Annotated in this window: 21 protein-coding genes; 6 read left to right on the forward strand and 15 right to left on the reverse strand. The window is 49.8% G+C overall.

The genetic code is table 11. The features are described from left to right. Positions 1-140 precede the first annotated feature (140 nt). The 5 genes from D6024_RS09680 to D6024_RS26650 all read right to left on the reverse strand — a co-directional run bounded on the left by D6024_RS09680 (position 141) and on the right by D6024_RS26650 (position 3,842). On the reverse strand, positions 141-671 hold the full coding sequence (locus D6024_RS09680; protein WP_162944668.1) for a cytochrome c: 531 nt from the start codon (positions 669-671) through the stop codon (positions 141-143). A gap of 91 nt (positions 672-762) precedes the next feature. Continuing rightward, positions 763-1,374, reverse strand: a complete 612-nt coding sequence (locus D6024_RS09685) for an SCO family protein (RefSeq protein WP_121354406.1) — start codon at positions 1,372-1,374, stop codon at positions 763-765. A 2-nt stretch (positions 1,375-1,376) separates the two neighbouring features. Continuing rightward, complete coding sequence (locus D6024_RS09690) at positions 1,377-3,176, reverse strand: cbb3-type cytochrome c oxidase subunit I (protein ID WP_205573258.1); 1,800 nt, start codon at positions 3,174-3,176, stop codon at positions 1,377-1,379. 45 nt (positions 3,177-3,221) lie between these two features. Then, positions 3,222-3,677, reverse strand: a complete 456-nt coding sequence (locus tag D6024_RS09695; RefSeq protein ID WP_121354407.1) for a cytochrome c oxidase subunit II — start codon at positions 3,675-3,677, stop codon at positions 3,222-3,224. Positions 3,678-3,686: 9 nt separating this feature from the next. Then, positions 3,687-3,842, reverse strand: a complete 156-nt coding sequence (locus D6024_RS26650; protein ID WP_162944670.1) for a hypothetical protein — start codon at positions 3,840-3,842, stop codon at positions 3,687-3,689. Positions 3,843-4,204: 362 nt separating this feature from the next. Between D6024_RS26650 and D6024_RS09700 the strand changes: the two genes are divergently transcribed. After that, positions 4,205-4,759: a hypothetical protein gene (locus tag D6024_RS09700; protein WP_240409997.1), complete on the forward strand. Its 555-nt coding sequence runs from the start codon at positions 4,205-4,207 to the stop codon at positions 4,757-4,759. An 88-nt stretch (positions 4,760-4,847) separates the two neighbouring features. Beyond that, positions 4,848-5,030, forward strand: a complete 183-nt coding sequence (locus tag D6024_RS09705) for a hypothetical protein (RefSeq protein WP_121354408.1) — start codon at positions 4,848-4,850, stop codon at positions 5,028-5,030. A gap of 41 nt (positions 5,031-5,071) precedes the next feature. Here the strand turns inward: D6024_RS09705 and D6024_RS09710 are convergent, their stop codons facing one another. Continuing rightward, a complete protein-coding gene (locus D6024_RS09710; RefSeq protein WP_121354409.1) occupies positions 5,072-5,623 on the reverse strand; it encodes a GNAT family N-acetyltransferase in 552 nt (183 codons plus the stop codon). Positions 5,624-5,743: 120 nt separating this feature from the next. Between D6024_RS09710 and D6024_RS09715 the strand changes: the two genes are divergently transcribed. Beyond that, positions 5,744-7,009 (forward strand): hypothetical protein, encoded by a 1,266-nt coding sequence (locus tag D6024_RS09715; protein ID WP_121354410.1) that lies wholly within the window; start codon positions 5,744-5,746, stop codon positions 7,007-7,009. Between the two features lie 316 nt (positions 7,010-7,325). Here D6024_RS09715 and ric read toward each other — a convergent pair whose 3' ends face one another. The 8 genes from ric to D6024_RS09755 all read right to left on the reverse strand — a co-directional run bounded on the left by ric (position 7,326) and on the right by D6024_RS09755 (position 15,220). Continuing rightward, the gene (gene ric / locus D6024_RS09720; protein ID WP_121354411.1) at positions 7,326-8,033 is read right to left on the reverse strand and encodes an iron-sulfur cluster repair di-iron protein; all 708 of its coding nucleotides are present in this window, start codon (positions 8,031-8,033) and stop codon (positions 7,326-7,328) included. 80 nt (positions 8,034-8,113) lie between these two features. Further along, positions 8,114-8,881 carry an ABC transporter permease subunit gene (locus D6024_RS09725; protein ID WP_121354412.1) on the reverse strand — a complete coding sequence of 256 codons (768 nt, stop codon included), beginning with the start codon at positions 8,879-8,881 and terminating at the stop codon, positions 8,114-8,116. Positions 8,882-8,988: 107 nt separating this feature from the next. Then, positions 8,989-9,735, reverse strand: a complete 747-nt coding sequence (locus D6024_RS09730; RefSeq protein WP_121354413.1) for an ABC transporter ATP-binding protein — start codon at positions 9,733-9,735, stop codon at positions 8,989-8,991. Beyond that, positions 9,732-10,964, reverse strand: coding sequence for a nitrous oxide reductase family maturation protein NosD (gene nosD, locus D6024_RS09735; protein WP_121354414.1), 1,233 nt, complete (start codon positions 10,962-10,964; stop codon positions 9,732-9,734). Before nosD ends, D6024_RS09730 begins: the two co-directional genes overlap by 4 nt. Positions 10,965-10,979: 15 nt before the next feature. After that, entirely contained in the window at positions 10,980-12,014 is a 1,035-nt protein-coding gene (locus tag D6024_RS09740; RefSeq protein ID WP_205573259.1) for a nitrous oxide reductase accessory protein NosL, read from the reverse strand. A gap of 61 nt (positions 12,015-12,075) precedes the next feature. Then, entirely contained in the window at positions 12,076-12,645 is a 570-nt protein-coding gene (locus D6024_RS09745; protein WP_121354415.1) for a fasciclin domain-containing protein, read from the reverse strand. A 50-nt stretch (positions 12,646-12,695) separates the two neighbouring features. Beyond that, positions 12,696-14,720, reverse strand: coding sequence for a Sec-dependent nitrous-oxide reductase (gene nosZ / locus D6024_RS09750; RefSeq protein WP_121354416.1), 2,025 nt, complete (start codon positions 14,718-14,720; stop codon positions 12,696-12,698). Positions 14,721-14,746: 26 nt separating this feature from the next. Then, entirely contained in the window at positions 14,747-15,220 is a 474-nt protein-coding gene (locus tag D6024_RS09755) for a c-type cytochrome (RefSeq protein WP_121354417.1), read from the reverse strand. A gap of 456 nt (positions 15,221-15,676) precedes the next feature. On the opposite strand from D6024_RS09755, the gene D6024_RS09760 reads away from it, so the two are divergent. Continuing rightward, complete coding sequence (locus tag D6024_RS09760; RefSeq protein WP_240409998.1) at positions 15,677-16,171, forward strand: c-type cytochrome; 495 nt, start codon at positions 15,677-15,679, stop codon at positions 16,169-16,171. Between the two features lie 73 nt (positions 16,172-16,244). On the opposite strand, the gene D6024_RS09765 is transcribed toward D6024_RS09760, so the two are convergent. Further along, positions 16,245-17,495, reverse strand: coding sequence for a hypothetical protein (locus D6024_RS09765; protein WP_162944672.1), 1,251 nt, complete (start codon positions 17,493-17,495; stop codon positions 16,245-16,247). Positions 17,496-17,660: 165 nt separating this feature from the next. Here D6024_RS09765 and D6024_RS09770 point away from each other — a divergent pair, with 165 nt between their 5' ends. Together D6024_RS09770 and D6024_RS09775 are read left to right on the forward strand one after the other, a co-directional pair. Further along, positions 17,661-18,107, forward strand: coding sequence for an RrF2 family transcriptional regulator (locus D6024_RS09770; protein ID WP_121354419.1), 447 nt, complete (start codon positions 17,661-17,663; stop codon positions 18,105-18,107). Between the two features lie 139 nt (positions 18,108-18,246). Continuing rightward, on the forward strand, positions 18,247-18,975 hold the full coding sequence (locus D6024_RS09775) for a DUF542 domain-containing protein (RefSeq protein WP_121354420.1): 729 nt from the start codon (positions 18,247-18,249) through the stop codon (positions 18,973-18,975).

The raw sequence follows: 18,975 nt of genomic DNA on the forward strand, positions 1-18,975 counted from the left end.
TGCCGGAATAAAGGCATTTGGATGCTTCGTAATGGCCACATCGCGAAAAATCTTTTATTGTCGTAGACGTTATGTTACTGCATAGAAAAATGCCCCGGGAACGGGGCATTCGGATGAAACGAAAACTCAACGAAACAAATTTATACTTTCTCTTTTGCAGATCGCTGGTATTGCTTTAACTGGACAGCAAAAATGAGAACGCCAATTAACAGGCATACCAGGGCAATGTAACTCAGGAAAAAACCGTAGTTCGCAAAGGTCAAAGGTTTGTACGATGGACGCAGTTGGGATGGACGGGCAAAGGGAGCTTTTTCGGGGTTGCTGCCCGTCGCTTCCGACTTGATGTATTCAACAATGTTTTTAATGTTATCGGCCGAAAGGTCCGGGTGGTCGGGCATCGGAATGTGGTTGAACTTATTGAACAACTCCACTGCAGTTGCGTCGCCTTTTTTGATCACAGTTTGCGATGAATGCACAAAGTTCACAATCCAGTCGATCGTACGTCTTTTGTCCACACCGGCAAGTGCGGGGCCTGTCAGTACTTTGTTGATGTTGTGACAGCCGGCACACCGGGCCGAAAAAATCGTCTTGCCTTCTTCAACGGGTGGTGCGGCAAAAACTGAACAGGCGAGGAGAACGGCGCTGGCAAAAAAGAGGAACGTTAGTTTCATTGTGTTTTTGTATTGCTTGGGCAAAGATGTTTTTTGCGAAGCCGAAAAAATCTTACAAACCACAGGTGCGGAGATGATTTTTGTCAGGGTTCTATTCCGCTTTTTGCAAACGGCCAATGTCGCGGATTAAACGCTCGGTTTCTTTTTCGTCGGTGCCACTGTAATAACCGCGTATGCGCTTTTGCCTGTCCAGCAGAACCAGTTTGTCGCTATGAATAAAATCCTGCGGGCCACCATCGCCGTCGGTGGCCACTACGCGGAAGCTTTGCCTGGCCAGTTTGTAAATCTCTTTTTTGTTGCCGGTCAGCAGGAGCCAGTTGCCGGCGATGTTCATGCGGTTGGCATAGGAATGAAGCTGGCTGGCTGAATCACGTTCGGGATCCACGCTAAAGGAAACCAGCAGCAGGGTTGAATCGTTGCGGTAAGCTGCCTGCACGGTTTTGAGGTTTCGCACCATCTTCGGGCAAACCACCGGGCAGTGTGTAAAAAAGAAATTGGCCACAACGATCTTGTTGTCCCAGTCCTTCAGTGTTGCAGAACGCCCTTGCTGGTTGATCAGCGCATAACTGGTAACGTGGTGGTTTTCTTCAAGCAGAACCGGTAGAGCGGTGTAGCGATCCTGGTACCATTTGACAAGGGCGTAGACCGTGACCGGTAGAATCACCACGATAGCGATAAAGAGCCAATGACTGTATTTTTTCATTTTTATTTTTTCCGGTACGATACAATGGTTTCATTGCCGGCTGCAGAGGATGTTGCCGCAGGCGCAGCCTGAACCGGAACCGGGTTATCCGGCGTAAACCGCGGTGCACCGGGGCCGGGGTTGCGGGTGGCGTCTAAAAAGGCCGGGATATAAGCAACAACCAGGATCACCGCCATCGTTACCAGCCAGGGCTTGAACGTATCGAACAAGGGGATGCGTTTTTCATCGTGAAGCACCTCGCTTACAGGGAAGTCAAGCTGCCCTTTTTCCGAACGTTTTTTCAGCATCGTTCCAAAGAACACAACAAGAAACAACATGCCGGCAATGAACATGATAATACCCCCCATGAGTCCCAGCATCGTCGTCGGCACCCATTCTGGTGTGAACAATTCGTGCGTCGGGTTCAGGTAGGTCATTCCCAGGTTGGTGCGACGCGGTTCACCAATCAATCCGCCCCAGGAAAGCCCGGTGGAGAAGATCAGGATACCGACCACCCATACATAAGGGAGAACGACGGCGAGTTTGGGCATGTAAAGTTGTTTGCCCGAGATTTTGGAATAGAGGTAGAGGCTCATGCCGATGATGCCGAGGAAAACCGGGCCCGCAACCGTCATGTGGAAGTGCCCCGGTATCCATGCCGAGTTGTGAATGGTGTTGTTCAATTCACTCGATGCATTAACAATACCGGTAAGTCCACCAAAGATGAAAAGAAACAGGCCGCAGATCAGGTAGGCAAATAAGTAACGGTCGGGGTCGAGGTAGGGAAGCCGGGTAAAAAAACCAAGGAGCCCTTTGGCGCCGCGTTTGCGGCCGGCGTATTCCAGCGAAGCCGCAATGGTAAACGCCGTGATGAAACTGGGGATCATTACAGCAAACGTCAGGATGCTTTGAAAAAGCTTGACGCCTTTGGTGATGGACGGGTCGGAAAACTGGTGGTGAACACCCACCGGCACGGAGTAAAGCAGGAAAAGAAAAGCGGCAATGCGTCCGGCCATATCCGAATAGAGCTTTCCGCCGGCGAGCTTCGGCAGGAAATTATAGTACATCACGTAAGCCGGCAGGAGCCAGAAATACACGAGGGCATGTCCAAAAAACCAAAACAAGGTGCGGGCCAGCGTTACATTCACGGTGGGACGGAAGCCCATGGCCCAGGGCAGGATCAGCACCAGCACTTCGTAGGCGACTGCCAGGGTACACACAAACCAGATGATGAAATTCACAAGCGTGCCCACCACCGCAAGCGGTGTTTTGGTCTCGGGGTTTTCGCGTTTCCATTCGCGGTAAAGTCTTGCCCAGTCGAAAAGCGGGATCCAGGATCCCACAATGAGAAGCGCCGTACCCAGGTAAAAAAGAGGGTGGCCTTTCAGCGGCGGGTAAAACGTGTAAAGTACCGAAGCTTTGCCAGCCAGCATGGCCCAGGCGGCCATCAGCGTGCCCATCGTCATCAGCCAAAAGCTAAGCCAGGTCAGTGTTTTATTGGGCTCGCGCCGCAGGTAAAACGTAATGGTCGCATGGCCGAAGGCCACGGCAAAAAATGTTGTCAGCACGATGGCATTGATAACGCCGTGCAGCGTGAGGCCCTGGTAGTAATCGAGTTTGAGGAAGGCCTGCTGGTGCAGTACGCCGGCACGGTAAATGACCTGCATCAGTCCATGGTAAATTCCGATGGAAAGAAGTGCAAGGGGAATCCCCAATTCCCAATAGACAACTTTTCGTAACCAGCCGGAAATCTGCATCCCGCTAAGCAGCGAAGCCGGTGCTGGCTTTGCCTGGACAGGAAGGGTTTGTGTGTTAGTGTTCATGCGAATGCGTTTGTTGTGAATGCGGGTTTGGATGGCGAATGCTTACTACCGTGCAGCGGGATCGTTCACGATCACCTCGGCCTGCATGTTCTGGTGTCCCACGCCACAGTACTCGTGACAGGTGATCTTATATACTCCAGGCTTGTCGAATTTGACGGTTTGCTTGTTGATGTTGCCGTATACGGCCATCATGTTCACGTTTTTTTCGGAAATGAAAAAGCCGTGAACGACATCTTTGGAGCTGAGGTAAAAGTCCACATCGCTGCCTACCGGTATATAGACCTGCGCGGGCTGGAACTGCCACATCGAAGCAACCGCAAACACCTGGTAGGTCTTGTCGTCCAGTTTTGTAACCTTTGGTTCCGTGTAGGCCTTGTCGAACGGGAGGCATTCCGGAAGATCATTGTATTTGCTCCTTGCATACAGCATCGAAAAAATAAAAACGGCCAGCAAGGCGCCGGTCATCAGCAGAACGCGTTTTTCAAATCGATCGAATTGCATACAGCTTATTTACGCTCTTTGAAGCATGAGGGAATAGATACTGTACCAGATGATGGCGCCGAGGATTACCAGCAGAATAAAAAAAGCGATGGCGCCTTGGGGCTTGAAGGTCCGGTCAAATTCGGAATCGGTAGATCCGGCAGGAGGAAGGTCTGTTCGTTCCATTTTGAATGAGTTTTCGTGCGATCAAAACTATCCTGGTGGAAAGAATAGGATGCTGACGTGCTGAATGGAAAATTATGATTTTCGTCAGGGTTTTAAAATGTTGGGGCATGCGGCGGGTAGGCCTTCTCGGAAGCCCCGCTCAGGGCATTTGCAAACAGCGGTTGACTGCAACCTGGTTGTTGTCGGTGTTCGTTTGGCCGTTGCGGAAACCGCTTTTTGTTTAGGCAATATCGTTAGAGACGGGTCGACACCAATTATTGGCAGCTCTGCTTTTGATATCCTGGAACTCGAACTTCCAAGGGGAAATCGATTGAGGCGTTGCAAGGGATTTGTAGCGGAGGCAATTTCCGTTTCAGTGTCAAATGGCTGTGATTTTTTTCAGGGCAGGTAGCGATTGTACGCAGGACTGGCAGGCCTTCTCTATTTTTACCGAAAGCACCGTTATGAAGGCAGCATCGGCAAGCGAGATCAAAAAAGAACTGAAGACCCTTGAGCACAAAGACCTCGTGGAGCTTTGCCTGCGCCTGTCCCGCTACAAAAAAGAAAACAAGGAGTTGCTAACCTTCCTCTTATACGAAGCCGACAATCTTCCCCACTACATTGCAAGCGTAAAAGAAGAACTGGACGAGATCTTTGCCGGCGTCAATACCAGCAGCGTTTTTTTTGCTAAAAAAACCATTCGCAAAGCCCTGCGCACGGCAAACAAATACATCCGGTATGCCGGCGACAAAACGGTGGAAATTGAAATTTTGCTGCATTTCTGCACCGATTTCCAGGGTATGCGGCTCGACTGGAAGCGGAGTTCACTGCTGTCCAGGATTTACGACAACCAGGTGAAAAAGATTGCGGCTGCGATCGAAACCCTGCACGAAGACCTGCAATACGATTACCGGCGCAGCTTTGACCGCCTGAAATGATATGCCTCCGGTTTTTTTCGGCCGAAATGGAGTAACTTTCACATGTGTCCTTGGCACGTGAATTGGCTTATTCTCCAAAATCACTTGTATGAAAAAAATACTGTTAGGAGCCCTTGTTGCCGCCGCTGTAGCAGGCGTTGTCTGGTACCTGTACGACGAAGAAAACTTCAAAGACACGATCGATGACCTGAAAGACAAAGCCGACGGTGCTTTCGGGAAGGTAAAAGACAAGTTTGCCCGGCAGCGGGAAGAAATGGCAGATTCGCTGTAAAATGCCTTAGGTCTCTGGAAAGAGACCTTTTTTTTGCCTTCTTATTTCGGCGCCAGCAACGAATAGATCACACTGTCGAGAAACTGGCCGTTGGAAAAATAGTTTTCTTTAAAATAGGCTTCACGCACAAATCCCGAATGCTCCAAAACACGCATCGATGCTGCATTCCCGGGATTGACGTTGGCCTCGACCGAATGTAGATTCATCGTTCCGAATCCATACTGTAAAACGGCCTGTATGGCTTCCTTCATCAGGCCTTTGCCCTGGAGGGAAGGGTGAAGCAGGTAGCCGATCTCGGCGCGGTAGTGTTCTTTTTGAATCCGCCAAAAGCCGATGGTGCCCATGAGCGGCGAACCTTCTTTGGTGAAAATTCCCCACGTAATGGCGTCGTTGTTTTGCAGCATGTCTGTCAGCAGGGCGATATAGGCCAGCGCATCGTCGACGGTTTGCGCCAATGGCCGGTCAATATACCGCATGACTTCTTTGTCAGACCGCATGGAGAAAAGAGCCGGTGCGTGTTCAGGCAGCATTTGCTGCAACTGCAGCCGATCGGTTTCCAACAGCGGGAAAGGAGAAAACTGGAGTGAAAGCATGGGATGGTTTTGCGGGCTAAAGATCAAGGAATTTCTAAAATTTCAAAAACCTGATAAAACTCATAGCAATCACTGAACAAAAAAGCAGGCGGGAACCGCAAATCGGCGGACATTCGGGCCATGCCTTTACAGAACAATGGAGCAAAAGTGCGCCTGCAGCAGTTGTTATTCCCGATCGCATTTTTTAACCTGTTGCTGGTTGCTTCAATCGGCCTCCTGCTTCGTTCCGTGCCTTTTTTACCGCACTTCCCACTGGACTATAAAAACCTGTTGCATGGTCACTCGCATTTTGCCTTCGGCGGCTGGGTGTTGCCGGTGTTGCTGGCCCTCCTGATGAAAATGTTCCCCGCGTTGAGGGATCGCATTGCCTACCGGCACTGGAGAAATATCGCCGCGCTGGTTTTGGTTTCCGCTTACGGTATGCTGCTTTCCTTCCCGGTGCAGGGCTATAAAGCTGTCAGTATTTCGTTCTCTACCTTATCCATTGCCGCAACATTTTACCTGGCAATAGTTTGCTGGAAGGCCGCAAAAGGAATGACGCACACTACATCGCTGCGTTTCGTAAAATGGGGTTTGCTTTATGCCTCTCTTTCGGCCATCGGTCCGTTTGCTACTGGTCCGCTGATAGCAATGGGCAAAAGCGGCAGCCCCATTTATTTTGACGCGATCTATTTCTACCTGCATTTTCAATACAACGGTTTTTTCACCTTCGCGGTAATAGGACTGCTTTACCAGCTAATGGAGCAGCAGGGCACTGCAGCAAATGGACGAAAAGCATTTTGGCTGTTGAATGGCGCCTGCCTGCCAACCTATGCGCTTTCGGTATTGTGGAGCGAGCCTTCCATTGCCTTCAACCTGGTTGGTGCGATGGGCGGATTGCTGCAGGTTGCCGGCGTTGTGTACCTGCTGAAAGATTGGTCGGCAGCAAAGGCGCTGAGAAAATCTGCACTTCTCAAATGGGTGCTATCAGCCTTTGTGTTGAAAAACGTCCTGCAGTTGTTCAGCGCCCTGCCAGCCGTGGCACTGCTGGCTTACCACAGTCGCAATTTCGTGATCGCTTACCTGCATTTGGTGCTATTGGGATTTATCAGCCTTTTTGTTTTCAGCCAGGTGTTTAAAAGCAGCCAGCTTGGCCGGTATGGCGTGGGGCTTTTTCTTTTTTCTTTTTTTACGACCGAACTCCTGCTGGTGCTCAATGCCTCGCCTGGACTGCTAGGCCTTACTGTTCCGTATTATGCGCAGTTGCTACTTGGTTTCAGTGTATTCTTCCCGGTTGGCGTGGCATTGATGGTTGCAGGCCTTGGCAAAAAACAGTACTTCGAACAGGTGGAACCCGGTGAAATTAAATTGCCGTCAGGCTGGCATCGTGTGCGAACAGAAATCTGAAGGGCTTCCAAATGAGTAGTTAGGGTCCTTCCTGTGGAAAATTGTTGAGAATGCCGCGACCTGATGGAGGAAGGCTTTCACAGCTATTTACATTGAGACTACCAGGATTCTGTTTTGAATGACGGTCATTCACTACCGATAGCGTCGGTGGCTATGAACAGGAAATCACTTCCGGCTTTTTTAATTCAATTTCTACAGGCTTGTATCGGTTTCATCAATTCCTTTTTTCCGTTTCCTAAAAATAAAATTCCTCTTGCAGGCTGGTCGTTGCCGACCGCTGCAAGAGGAAAATAGCCTTGTGTTTGAACAAAGCGATTTATTGTTTCAGCTTTTCATATACCGCAATGGCTTTGGGGAATAAGATATAATTCTCCAGGTGCACATGCTGGTGCAGGTCCGCTTCAAAATCCTGTAGTGAAGCAAGGCTCAAACGAAATGTTGTGCAGGCGCCTTCTGGTGCCGTGTAGTTGCTGGTCAGCTCGCGGATCCGTTGCATCAGGTTTCCCGCCCTGTCGTGCTCTTCTTCCATAACGTTGATCGGGCCCGTGTAATAGTCAAGCGGCACATCCAGCGCACCATTGGCTTCCAGTTCTTTGATGCGGGGAAACAGCACCCGTTCTTCTTTCAGCATGTGCTGGTTCATCTCTTCCTGTATTTCTGAAAAAAGCTGGAAAACCTCTTTCATATAAGGAAAGCTATCGCCGTGTTTTGTTGCCACCCGCAACACGTAATTGTAGATCTGCGGCATGTTGAACTTCACATAGGTGTGATGGGTCTGCACGATGTAGTCGGCAAGAACCGTCAGGGACAGGGCATTGAAATCAATGGCTGTTGATTGCGTTTCAATCGCGTTGTTCAATTCTGCCAGAATCTCTTCTTTGTTCAGGGCTCTTTCGGTACATGCCTGTTCCAGCGGCCGTTTGCCTTTACAGCAAAAATCAATGCCGTATTTTTCGAAAATCGGTGCGGTCTGGTGATAGTCGGTCACGATCTCTGAGATCGTTCTGTTGAGTAGTTCTGTCATAGTGGTTATAGTTTTAAGTTTAGCGTTTTGTGTTTAAAGTTTCGCGTTCTTTTCCTTCTTCATTCATTTGTTCCTCTGTTCTACAGGTCTTTTTTACTGAAGGAGCGGAGGGACAGCAACAGCGGTACGATCATCCAAAGCAGCAGGGTGCCGAAGGTGTAGATCATCCCTGCACTGCTGCCAAAAAAGTCTTTGTACGTGGCGCCGGTATATCCCATCAGGGCACTGACATCCATTTGCAGCATCAGGTAAATGCGTCCCAGGTCAATCGGGTTGAAGGAAGACAGGACCATGATAACTTTCTCCAGCGGGTAATCGCTGAAAGCAAAAAGGATCACCAGGAGCAGGCCGTCAAAGATCAGCGCAAAGAAAAACCAGAGCAGCAGCGCTGCGCCAATGCCACGGGCCTTGTCCCTTGATTTGATGGAGGCAAAAAAAGCAATGGAGGTAAACACCAGCGTCAGCAAACTGCCGATGAGCAGCAAGGCAATGCCGGTACTGTCGAAGTTGTAGAGCACCACCGGGATGCCGACGCCAACCAGGTAAGCGGTCACCAGTGATGAACCGATGCCGGCAAATTCGCTGAGCAATACTTTTTTCCGGCTCACCGGCTGCGTAAGCATCAGCTCAATAAACTCGTACGAGTTGTACCAGTGAATGGTGGAGAAGACCATGCTGACAAGCGGTACCACGATCAGTACGATGTTTAATAAACTCAGCACGGCTTTGCTGCTATTCTCTTCCATCTGGAAAAGGCTTAAGGACACCAGCAGCAAAAAAGCGGTGTAGGCGAGAACAACCCTGTTTCGCAGAATGTCGTATAGGACGTATTTGGATATTTTGAGCATACTTGTATTTTTTGCTGAAACGTCAAATGTGAAGCGTGAGACCAGGGTTACCGTCAACATTAAGGGCTCTACAGTTTCACGTCTCCCGTCTGTCGTTTCATGTTTGTTTAGCCGTTGGCAATCTTCCGGTAATGAAATTCCTGTTGCTGGTTCCCGTTTTTCATCACGTACGCAATGGCTTTGCTTAACTTGTCCTCCCCTGTTAGGTCGTACAATTCTTTAATGGAATTGTACAGCACCACTTTGCCGTCCTGCAGGTACAGCACGTCGGTTGTCAGTTCTTCCAGGTCACTCAGGATGTGAGAGGTAAGCAGAATGAGTTTACCCTTCTTTTTTTCCGCAATGATCTTTTCCTTCAGCACCTCGGAGGCAATCGGGTCAAGGCCGGCAGTTGGCTCGTCAAGGATCAGTACATCGGCATCAAACAAAAAGGCAAGGGCCGCACTCACTTTTTGGCGTGTACCACCCGACAGGGATTTCATCGTTTTGTCCTGCATGGTATCCAGCTTGAAGCGGTAGAATAACTCTTCATCGATCTTGTGATCGGTACCCCGCAGGTTGCGGATCATCTGAAATACCTGGCCAATCTTCATGTTGTCGGGGTAGCGGCCGATCTGCGGCATGTAACCAATCTGGTTGCGGTAGCTGATGTCCTTGTCGGTAGAGATGCCGTTGAAAAGGATCTGCCCGTTATCCGGCTTCACCAGGCCCAGGATGGATTTGATCAGCGTTGTTTTTCCCGAACCGTTTGGCCCGATCAGGGACACGACCTGTCCCTTGTTGAAATCAACGTTGATGTTATCGAGTGCTTTGAGCTTTTTGAACTGCTTGTGTACGTTTTCAATCTTGATCATAACGAACTCCTTTTCATCATTGGTTTTTCATCGAACATGTTTTCCGGTGTCAGGCTGGGAATGGCTTTCTCCGCCTTGTCGAGCAATGTCACCATGAAACTGCGCATCAGGACGGCCGCGTTGGGATTTTGCTCAATCACCATGGAGTACATGCTGATCGGGTGGTAGGGCACATCGCCGTAACCGTCTTTGTTCATGTCGTACCCGTCGTATTTGTCCCAGTAATTGTTGCGCAGCGTGTTCAGCATCAGGGTGCCGTTGGTGGCCACGTCGAAGGTGTTGCCGGCAAACGCGTTGTACTGGAGTATGTTTTCGTTGCAGCTTGCCGCCATGCGGATGGCGTAGCCGTTGCTGCCAAAATCGTTGTTGTCCACGTTGATGCGGTTGGTGCTTTCCATCAGGATACCCACCGTGTTGTTGTCAAACTTGTTTTGCAGGATCTGCCCGTCGGAAATTTCTTTCAGCAACAGGCCGTACGCATTGCCACCCCAGTTGTGCACGAAATGGTTGCCCTGCATCAGTACGTGGTGCGAATACATCACCGCTACACCGGCGCCGTTGTCGCGAAAGGTGTTGTCGATATAGCTGTCGTTGTTGGAGAACATAAAGTGCAGGCCGTAACGAATGTTGTTATGGCTGTTGTTTTGCTGGATAACCGAGTTGGTGACAAATTCAAAATAGATCCCGTCGCGGTGGCCCTGCACATCGTTGTCTTTTACCAGCATGTCATCGCACTTCCACAGGTGAATGCCGTTGCCGGAAGTTTGTTCTGTTTTGGTCAGGCCGCTGATGGTATTGTGCTGCACCACGCAGGTCGTTGCGTTGGCAACGTGGATGGCGAAATAAGCGTTGCGGATCGTGTTGTTTTCAATCAGTACGTAGCTGGCGTCGATCACACTGATGGAGGCATAATCATTCATGCTGGAGTAGCCTGAATTTTCAAACATGATGCCTTTGATGACGATGCCGCTGCCGGTTACGGTCAGGATTTCGTACTTGTTCTCTCCGTCCAGTACCGGGTTATTTTCGCCCAGCAGCGTCAGTGATTTGTTGATGACGGTGTTGCCTTCTTTGTAGCGGCCGCCTTGCAGCAGGATTGTATCGCCTGCCTGTGCCATTTCAACGGCTTTGTGAAGAGAGGTGATGCGTTGACCTTTGCCGACGCGAATGCTGTTGGCAAAAACGGTAGTGGAAAGAAGGAGAAGTAGTATCGTGATGTTTCGTTTCATTTTCGTTTTCGACGGTTAAGGTTGAGCGTTGAAAACCTCGTCCCATGTTTTGACCTGGCCGCCGGTTTCAGTCGCTTTGGCCGCTGCTTTTTCTTTAGTGACAAAAGCAGCGGCGTTGCTGTTCATCGGACTTTTTAATTGTGGGCTTACCACGAAATAACTGGACTTTACATCGAGGAAATGGTTGTTGTTGTCGTAGTCAACGAATACGGTTTGTGCGATGTCGGCTTCTTTCACACTGCCGGAATGAATGAAGTGTGACAGGCAATGTGCATCATCAAACTTGAAGACCTTTCCTTTTTTGGTGATGATCTCGCCACCAAACTTCGGCTCGATGATCGTCATTTTGCAATCGTCGCACATGTCCTTGCCGTACTGGAAAGGGGTAGGTTTTACGGAGCACGAATTCAGTGTTACAATTACAAGTGCCGCAAGCGCCACCTTGTTCTTCAGCGAAGGAGAAAGCTTTACCTTTTGTGCTTTGCTGCGGCGGAATTCATAGGCCCATACCAGGATGACGAGGGCGCCTGCTGCAATCACAATCCATCCGCCAACATCGGGATAAGAGTAAGCGTCGAAGTTGAGCAGTGTCTTGTGGCCGAACAGCGGCGGCTGGTAGGAGAGACCCGGCACCTGGATGGCGGCTTTGGGGTCAAGGTTGTGGCCGTAGTCGTATCCCCAGCGGTAAAAATCATACATGGCGGCAGCACCACCAAGCAGTGTCAAAACAATGGCGGCGAACAAGATTTTTCGTTTTCCGGTAAGGGCCACTACAAGACCGAAAGCAATAAAAAAATAAACGATATAGGTTAAGAAGTTGAATTCGGGAAACATGTCGGCGCTGATGTGCTTCATGCCGATGTAGTGGTTCAGCCCGTTGATGATCTCCACCTGGCCGGTGATTTTGTTCAGCCAGATCTGCATAGTCAGTCCTTCGGGGTATTGTGGGGCAATCAGGAAGATAAACCACACGGGGAGAAATAGGGTGGCGAGCAGGCTAAGGGAAGCGAAGGCTATAATGATTCTGGAGGGAAGGCTCATCTTTTTCATAACACGCTGTTCTTTTTAAAACTTCCCGGTTTTGCCAACCGGGAAGTTGTGGAGATTGTAACTATTTGGATGGCGGCAGCAGCACGGCGTCGATCACGTGAATAACGCCATTGGATGCTGGTATGGTGGCAATGATATTGGCAGCGTTGTTGATCCTGATCTTACCATCGGCGGATTTGCTGATGGTGATGTTGCCACCGTTTACTTCATTCAGGGTTTGCCCGTCCTGCATGAGGGTGGTGCTCAGGTTGCCGACAAATACATGGTACTGCAAAATGTCCTGCAGCTTTTCTTTGTTCCCGGGTTTCATCAGGTCTTCCACCGTGCCTTTGGGTAGTTTGTCAAACGCTTCGTTGGTGGGAGCAAACACGGTAAAAGGTCCGGCGTTGGAAAGCGCATCAACCAGTCCGGCCTGTTTTACGGCCGCCACCAGTGTTGTGTGATCTTTTGATCCCGCCGCAACTTTTACCACATCCTTTGCCGACTCGTCGTCCTGCACGGCCGACTGGCCGGCAGCCGGCATGTTTTCCGATGTGGCAGAAGCCACTTTGGTGTCTGTTGCTGCATCGTTGCAGGAGAGGATCGCGGTGGTTGCCATAGCAGTGATTCCAAAAATGAAAAGCTTTTTCATATAGAAGTTTTTAAAGAGCAGCTTTCCTGTGAAAGCTGCTCTTATCTGTTTTAGTGTTTGATTGGGTTGGTGGACGCTCCGCCGCTGCCTTGTGGTTGGCCGCCGAGCGGGTTTTTGTTGGTTCCCCATGCCAGGGCCACGCTGCTTCCGGCCGGAGATACCCGCACATAACCCTGCATTTCCTGGTGCAGCGCCGAGCAGAAGTCGGTACAATAGATCGGGAAGATCCCGGTTCTGTCAGGCGTCCATTTGTAGGTTTGTGTTTCGCCGGGCATGATCAGGATTTCCGCGTTGTTCGACCCTTTCACCGCAAAGCCGTGGGGTACATCCCAATCCTGTTCCAGGTTGGTTACGTGGAAGTAAACCACGTCACCCATTTTTACGCCTTCAATGTTGTCGGGTGTGAAGTGCGAACGGATAGAGGTCATGTACACATGCACTTCGTTGCCTTTTCGTTCCACTTTTGCCTGTCCTTCACCCTTCGCGGCATAAGGGTTCGCATTGTTTTCGATCTTGTAGATTTTCGTGCTCTGCTTCGAAATTTTTTCAGCCGGAAGGGCTTCTGCGTAGTGTGGCTCACCCACGGTCGGGAAGTCAAGGATCATCTTCATTTTATCACCGCTGATGTCGTATAACTGTGCGCTTTGGGCCAGCTCGGGACCGGTAGGCAGGTAACGGTCTTTGGTGATTTTGTTGTAGGCGATCAGGTATTTGCCATAAGGCTTACCGGTCGGTCCGCCCATCACGCTTAAGTGACCAACAGAATAATAGGTCGGGGCACGGTCCAGCACTTTCAGGTCTTTCAGGCTCCATTTGACGATCTCGGATGAAACGAACATGGATGTGTACGCATTGCCGTTGTTGTCAAATTCGGTGTGCAAAGGACCAAGACCCGGCTTTTGTACTTCACCCTGCAAGGCAGCTTCATACTTGATCACAGGAATGCCGTCGTAGTTGCCATCGAAAGCTTTGTCGGCAATGGCTTTCTGGATTTTTGCAAACGAGAAGACCGGAATGGTTGCCGCCAACTTGCCGCTACCAACGATAAATTGACCGGAAGGATCGGTGTCGCAACCGTGTGGTGACTTGGGACAAGGGATGAAATAGAGCAGTTCGGGGCAATCTTTCGGATCCAGCACGGTCACTTCGTTCATGATCGTGGACGTGGCCTGGTGTTTTGTTTCGTCATACAGGTTGTGTGCATACTTCACGGCTTCTTTCTTGCCTTTACCCTGGGCGAGGTACTCTTCTGCTTTTTTCCAGTTTACGGCCATGATGAAGTCTTTGTCTTTGGCAGACGCATTCACTTCCAGCAGTGTGTTGGCCTTTTCCGAATTGTAGCAGGAGAAGAACATCCAGCCGTGCGAAACTTTTTTACCGGCACGGGCCAGGTCAAAGTTGACTCCCGGTGTACGGATCTGGAATGCAATGTTCATATTGCCGCTGGTGGGATCAACTTTGATAAAGCTGACCGTTCCTTTGAAATTGTCTTTGTAGGAGCTGATGGACACGTCACCGTTCTGGTCGTCCAGCGGAACAGAAAAACGTGTGCCGGCGACAACATACTCCGAGTTTTCCGTAATGAAAGGAGAGGAGTGGTTACCGGCGCTGTTGGGAATCTCGATGATCTCGGCTGTGCGGAACGATTTCAGGTCCACACGGGCAATCCGCGGCGTGTTGTTGCCGTTGGCAAAGACCCAGCGGCCATCGTGTTCGCCATTGGTTTCCGACAGGGCAATGTGGTGCAGGTCGTCCCAGGGAACCATACCGTGCGAAGTGTTCAGCATGGGCTTTGTTTCCTCGCTAAAGCCCCAGCCGTTTTCGGGGAACTGCGAGAAAACAGGAATGATTTTCAATAAGCGGCCAGAGGGAACGCCATAGACGCTCATTTGTCCGTTAAAGCCACCGGAGACGAAGTTGTAAAACTCGTCGTACTTGCCGGGAGCCACATACACCTTGGCTGCCGCATCGCCGCTAACGGCCGATTCTGCGCCTTTGGGTTTGCAGCTAAAGAGTCCGGCTGTTGCGGTGGCAGCCAGTGCAAGCGTTGTTAGGAGTTTGTTCGGGAGATACATATACGTGAATTGAATGTTTGTGGAAATTATTTTTCGCCGTCGTTGCTGCGCTGGAATTCCAGCACTTTGCGGGCTTCGTCTTTTGTCAGGTTTTGATTGGGCATGCGCACCAGGCATTCTTCCAGTAACTTCTGGGCAGCGGGGTCTTTTTCCAGCATGACGTCCACGTTGGTGATCATGTTGATGATCCAGTCGGGGGAGCGACGCTTGGTCACGCCTTTCCAGCCGGGGCCCACCAGTTTTTCATCGGTCAGCTTGTGGCAGCTCTGGCACTTGACATCATAAATGCTTTTCCCGTCGCTGACCCACTGTGCATTCAAAGGGTGGGTGAGTTGAACATCTTCGGGCTTGACAACATCTCCGTGAACTTCGGTTTGATTCTTCGTCAGTTCCTGCGTGTCCAGGGGATCGTTGTTTGTCGGCGTTTTGCTGACGCATGCAACAAGACCAAAAAAGAAAGAAATCATCAGGGACATTTTCAGGATCGCTGTTTTTTTCATTTGCAGAGTTTTAATTTTTAAAAGAGATAGAGAGGTCTTTTTTCCGATGGTAAAAGTATTTCCGCATCATTTCGTTGGTGGTGAGGTCGGTCATTGCAAAAGATGATAATAGTCAGGTTGAGGTGAGTATTGATAGGGAATTGCTCTCTTAAAAAGAGGAAGACGCCTCTCCAGAAACTCCGGAGATCACCAGGTCCATAATGGCACATTTTTCGGGAGGGAAAAACAGCGAATCGGGTGTAAAGGAAAACAGTGTACCTTTCTTTTGACCGTTTCGATCATGCGTGCCTGTAAGAAAAAAAGGATGGACAGGTTTTAAAAGAAGAGCCTAATACCAGGCGAAAGTGCCAGCAAACTTGGGTTGTTGCAGTGCAGATAAGTACTGGCAGGCTACTAAAATTGCGTTGATTCAATAGGATATAAACAGTAAGATTTTTTCACCAAAAGATCAATTTTATGATGAAACAGCATTTTTTATCGCTTGCCTCGCTTGCTTGCGCTTTCTCGCTGCTCACAGCCTGTAATTCCGGCTCGGACAAGGGCAATGCAGCCACATCCGACAGCACATCCACTACAACGACGACCAGTACTGGCGAAGCCAGCGGTAGTGATACCAAGGGCATTGGCAAATTCAAAAATGTAGAGCTCACCCATCCGCTGGATGAAAAAATGGTGGCAGCCGGCCAAAATGTGTATAATGTAAAATGCGCCTCCTGTCACAAAACAACAGAAGAAAAACTGGTAGGGCCGGGCTGGAAGGGCGTGACCGACCGCAGAACACCGGAGTGGATCATGAACTTTGTGACCAATACCGAAGAAATGATCAACAAAGACACGGCTGCGCAAAAAATGCTGGAGCAGTGTCTGGTGCGCATGCCCAACCAAAGCCTGAACGACCAGGATGCACGTGACGTACTGGAGTTCATGCGCAAAAATGACGGTAAGAACTAAAGGCAGATAGATTATCAACTTTTTCTTGCTGTAAGCTCCATTGGCACCGCTGAAACCGTGGCAGTAATGCTGCTCAGTTTTTCAACGGCTGCCATTGCTGGCTTACAGCTTTTTTATGGGCCCAATAGGTCCAGGCAATGGCGCCGGCTCCTGTAAACAGGCAAATGCTGGCAAGCCATAGCAGCCAGTTGTATATGCCGCTGTTGGTTTTAAACAGGATGCCCAGCCCCTGCAGCATCAGCAGCGTTTCGGTAGCGATAATGCCAAAAGAGAAAAGCAAAAAAGGAAAGCGGCGGCTTTTTTGGCCGTTGACGAAATAGCCTTCTTCGAGCAGGTGGCTGAGGATGAAAAAGGTGACAAACCCAAGAAAAACCAGATGCAAAAACCCGATAATGACCGGCCGGTCACCATATACCGCATGGCCCAAAGAAGGGATAAGCGTGCCGACATTCAGGAGCATTTTCAAAAGAAAAGAAAGGGCCGAAAAATACCAGAGTGTACCTGCCAGCGGATACGTAAAAAGCGAGTCTTTTTTCAATCTTCTGAAGAAGCTTGCGAAATAAAATGTGGCAAACAGGATCAGCAAGGCGCCTGCTGCTGCCAGGCTGTAATCGATCACCCGGCCGTGCCAGAGCAACGAAAGAAAAAGTGCCGGCAAAAGCGAAGCACAATAGAACCGGGCAAAGCGTTGTGCCTGTTTGTTCAGCGTAATTCCCTTCCCGTTTAAGAACCGGAAAAAAAGTGCAAAAACGGCAAGCGTAAAAAAGCCGTTGTACTGGAAGTGCAGGAACGTATAAATGCTGTCACGGTAAAGCGTAGAACCGGTGGCCTTGAATAAAAGAATAGACACAAGGCCCAGCGGGCCAATTGCCGAGACCAGCAGTGCAATAACTGCTGCAATGGCCAGTAGCCGAATGGTTTTTTCCTTCACCGTTTTGATCACATCAGTTAAAAAGACAGGCGCAAATACGTAGGTCACCACTATATAAAGCGATGAAAAAACGATGGCCACGTTGCTGTAGCCCTGGAAGGGAAAAAATACAGCCATGCCCAGCGAACTGATTTCAATTCCGGCGAGCATCCATTGATAAAAGCGTTTGCCGGAATGCGTTGGCGGCAGCAGGTTGTAAATGAGTAAAACAAGCATGATCAGTCCGACCCAGCCGCCAAAGGCAAAATGCGAATGTGCACTCAGCATGTTTCGGTAGTCGACAAAGGGAAGCGGAAACAGGATCTTGCTGCGCAGGATAAAACCAAAAAAAGCAACAAGGAATAGGTTGATGAGACTAAGGCCAATCCAGAGCTGTTTGTTGGGTTTAATCATCGGAAAAAGAAAGGTAAGCAATAATAATAATCCCGTGTGTTTGTAACGCTCCGCAAGTTGCCGGTGCACCGCCGGTGAAAAGTTGACGGTTCTCAAAGGGCAACATGAGTAAAGTCAAAGATTGGCGGCTGTTGCCGGGCGACTTTTATCCACTAAACCGGTGATATGATTTTTTCCAAATCATTTGGCTATTCATTGCGGGGCATTTTGTTTGTTGCACTTCGGGCCAGCGAAGGGCCTGTGCAACTGGATGAAATGGCGGAAGCCCTTGGTGTGCCGCGTCATTTCATGGGAAAGATCATGAAACGGCTGGCGCAAAATGGAATCCTTTCATCGCAAAAAGGACCGACCGGCGGGTTTTTCCTGAATGAGACGACGTTATCCCGCCCGCTTATGGATGTGTACCGGCTTACCGACCACCCGGAAGAACTGGAGCAATGCGTCTTAAGCCGCGGGACGTGCAATTCGGAGCATCCCTGTCGCCTGCACGATAAAGTGTTGCCGCTGAAAGCCCCGTTGAACAAAATTCTTTACCATACAACAGTGGGTGAATTGTTGGATACCGACCAGAACGAACTGCTGCACGGCCTTACCGCTGTGGACAGCGCCTGAACCAGCGCCTGTGGCTCTCTCGGGCGAGGGCAACCGAAACCCGAAATGCAGGTTTGATTCTTCTCAGTTGCAAACCTGATAAAAATCATATTCCCTCTTCCGGCCACATTTTTAATTTGTTGTTTATATATAGAATCTTATGCAGGGTGTTAAGACCGTCCGTGATTTCGTGATCGACGATTACCGTACCGCCGACGTGTTTCGGAAATGGGGCATTAATTATTGCTGTGGCGGAAACTTGCCGCTTGCCGAAGCGTGTTCAGCGCAGCAGATCAACCAGGCCGACCTGGAAAAGGATTTAAAACAAGCCACGCGAAATGTGCTGCTGTCGAATGGCATTGCTTTTAACGAGTGGCCTGTGCCGTTTTTAACCGACTACATTCTTCATGTTCACCATCAATACCTGAAGACGGCCCTGCCGTCGCTGCGGCAGTTGCTGGCTTCATTTGTGCCGGGACATTTAAAAAAATACCCGCACCTGGCCGTTGTGCAGCAAACCTTTCTCGACCTGGCCGAGGAAATGGAAGAGCATATGAAAGAAGAGGAGGAAAGTATTTTTCCGTACGTCAAGCAAATCAACAGCACCTACCATCAAAAGGAAAAATACGGCGGTTTGTTTGTGCGGACGATGCGCAAGCCGCTGGGACAAACCATCGAAAAAGAGCATGGCCGCATTGAATCATTGTTACACCAACTGCGGGCCCAAACCGGCCATTACAGCTTTGGTCCCGAAGCCTGCGCCAACTACCAGGTTATTTACAACAAGCTTAAAGAATTTGATGCTGACCTGGTACAGCACAAGCATTTGGAAAACAACATTCTTTTTCCCAAAGCGCTGGAGATGGAAAAGTGCCTGCTGCAAGTATAA

Origin of the sequence: Flavisolibacter nicotianae (assembly GCF_003628535.1) — a bacterium.
Taxonomy (GTDB): Bacteria; Bacteroidota; Bacteroidia; order Chitinophagales; family Chitinophagaceae; genus Flavisolibacter; species Flavisolibacter nicotianae.

What these genes read in the sequence shown, in the direction of transcription:
- D6024_RS09685 (WP_121354406.1), bottom strand. Translation starts at nt 1,374, where the DNA reads ATGAAAAAATACAGTCATTGGCTCTTTATCGCTATCGTGGTGATTCTA.
- D6024_RS09740 (WP_205573259.1), bottom strand. Translation starts at nt 12,014, where the DNA reads ATGAAAAAGATGAGCCTTCCCTCCAGAATCATTATAGCCTTCGCTTCC.
- D6024_RS09755 (WP_121354417.1), bottom strand. Translation starts at nt 15,220, where the DNA reads ATGAAAAAAACAGCGATCCTGAAAATGTCCCTGATGATTTCTTTCTTT.
- ric (WP_121354411.1), bottom strand. Translation starts at nt 8,033, where the DNA reads ATGACAGAACTACTCAACAGAACGATCTCAGAGATCGTGACCGACTAT.
- D6024_RS09690 (WP_205573258.1), bottom strand. Translation starts at nt 3,176, where the DNA reads ATGAACACTAACACACAAACCCTTCCTGTCCAGGCAAAGCCAGCACCG.
- D6024_RS09715 (WP_121354410.1), top strand. Translation starts at nt 5,744, where the DNA reads ATGCCTTTACAGAACAATGGAGCAAAAGTGCGCCTGCAGCAGTTGTTA.
- nosD (WP_121354414.1), bottom strand. Translation starts at nt 10,964, where the DNA reads ATGAAACGAAACATCACGATACTACTTCTCCTTCTTTCCACTACCGTT.
- D6024_RS09680 (WP_162944668.1), bottom strand. Translation starts at nt 671, where the DNA reads ATGAAACTAACGTTCCTCTTTTTTGCCAGCGCCGTTCTCCTCGCCTGT.
- D6024_RS09725 (WP_121354412.1), bottom strand. Translation starts at nt 8,881, where the DNA reads ATGCTCAAAATATCCAAATACGTCCTATACGACATTCTGCGAAACAGG.
- nosZ (WP_121354416.1), bottom strand. Translation starts at nt 14,720, where the DNA reads ATGTATCTCCCGAACAAACTCCTAACAACGCTTGCACTGGCTGCCACC.
- D6024_RS09775 (WP_121354420.1), top strand. Translation starts at nt 18,247, where the DNA reads ATGCAGGGTGTTAAGACCGTCCGTGATTTCGTGATCGACGATTACCGT.
- D6024_RS09770 (WP_121354419.1), top strand. Translation starts at nt 17,661, where the DNA reads ATGATTTTTTCCAAATCATTTGGCTATTCATTGCGGGGCATTTTGTTT.
- D6024_RS09730 (WP_121354413.1), bottom strand. Translation starts at nt 9,735, where the DNA reads ATGATCAAGATTGAAAACGTACACAAGCAGTTCAAAAAGCTCAAAGCA.
- D6024_RS09760 (WP_240409998.1), top strand. Translation starts at nt 15,677, where the DNA reads ATGATGAAACAGCATTTTTTATCGCTTGCCTCGCTTGCTTGCGCTTTC.
- D6024_RS09745 (WP_121354415.1), bottom strand. Translation starts at nt 12,645, where the DNA reads ATGAAAAAGCTTTTCATTTTTGGAATCACTGCTATGGCAACCACCGCG.
- D6024_RS09705 (WP_121354408.1), top strand. Translation starts at nt 4,848, where the DNA reads ATGAAAAAAATACTGTTAGGAGCCCTTGTTGCCGCCGCTGTAGCAGGC.
- D6024_RS09700 (WP_240409997.1), top strand. Translation starts at nt 4,205, where the DNA reads ATGGCTGTGATTTTTTTCAGGGCAGGTAGCGATTGTACGCAGGACTGG.
- D6024_RS09765 (WP_162944672.1), bottom strand. Translation starts at nt 17,495, where the DNA reads ATGATTAAACCCAACAAACAGCTCTGGATTGGCCTTAGTCTCATCAAC.
- D6024_RS09710 (WP_121354409.1), bottom strand. Translation starts at nt 5,623, where the DNA reads ATGCTTTCACTCCAGTTTTCTCCTTTCCCGCTGTTGGAAACCGATCGG.
- D6024_RS26650 (WP_162944670.1), bottom strand. Translation starts at nt 3,842, where the DNA reads ATGGAACGAACAGACCTTCCTCCTGCCGGATCTACCGATTCCGAATTT.
- D6024_RS09695 (WP_121354407.1), bottom strand. Translation starts at nt 3,677, where the DNA reads ATGCAATTCGATCGATTTGAAAAACGCGTTCTGCTGATGACCGGCGCC.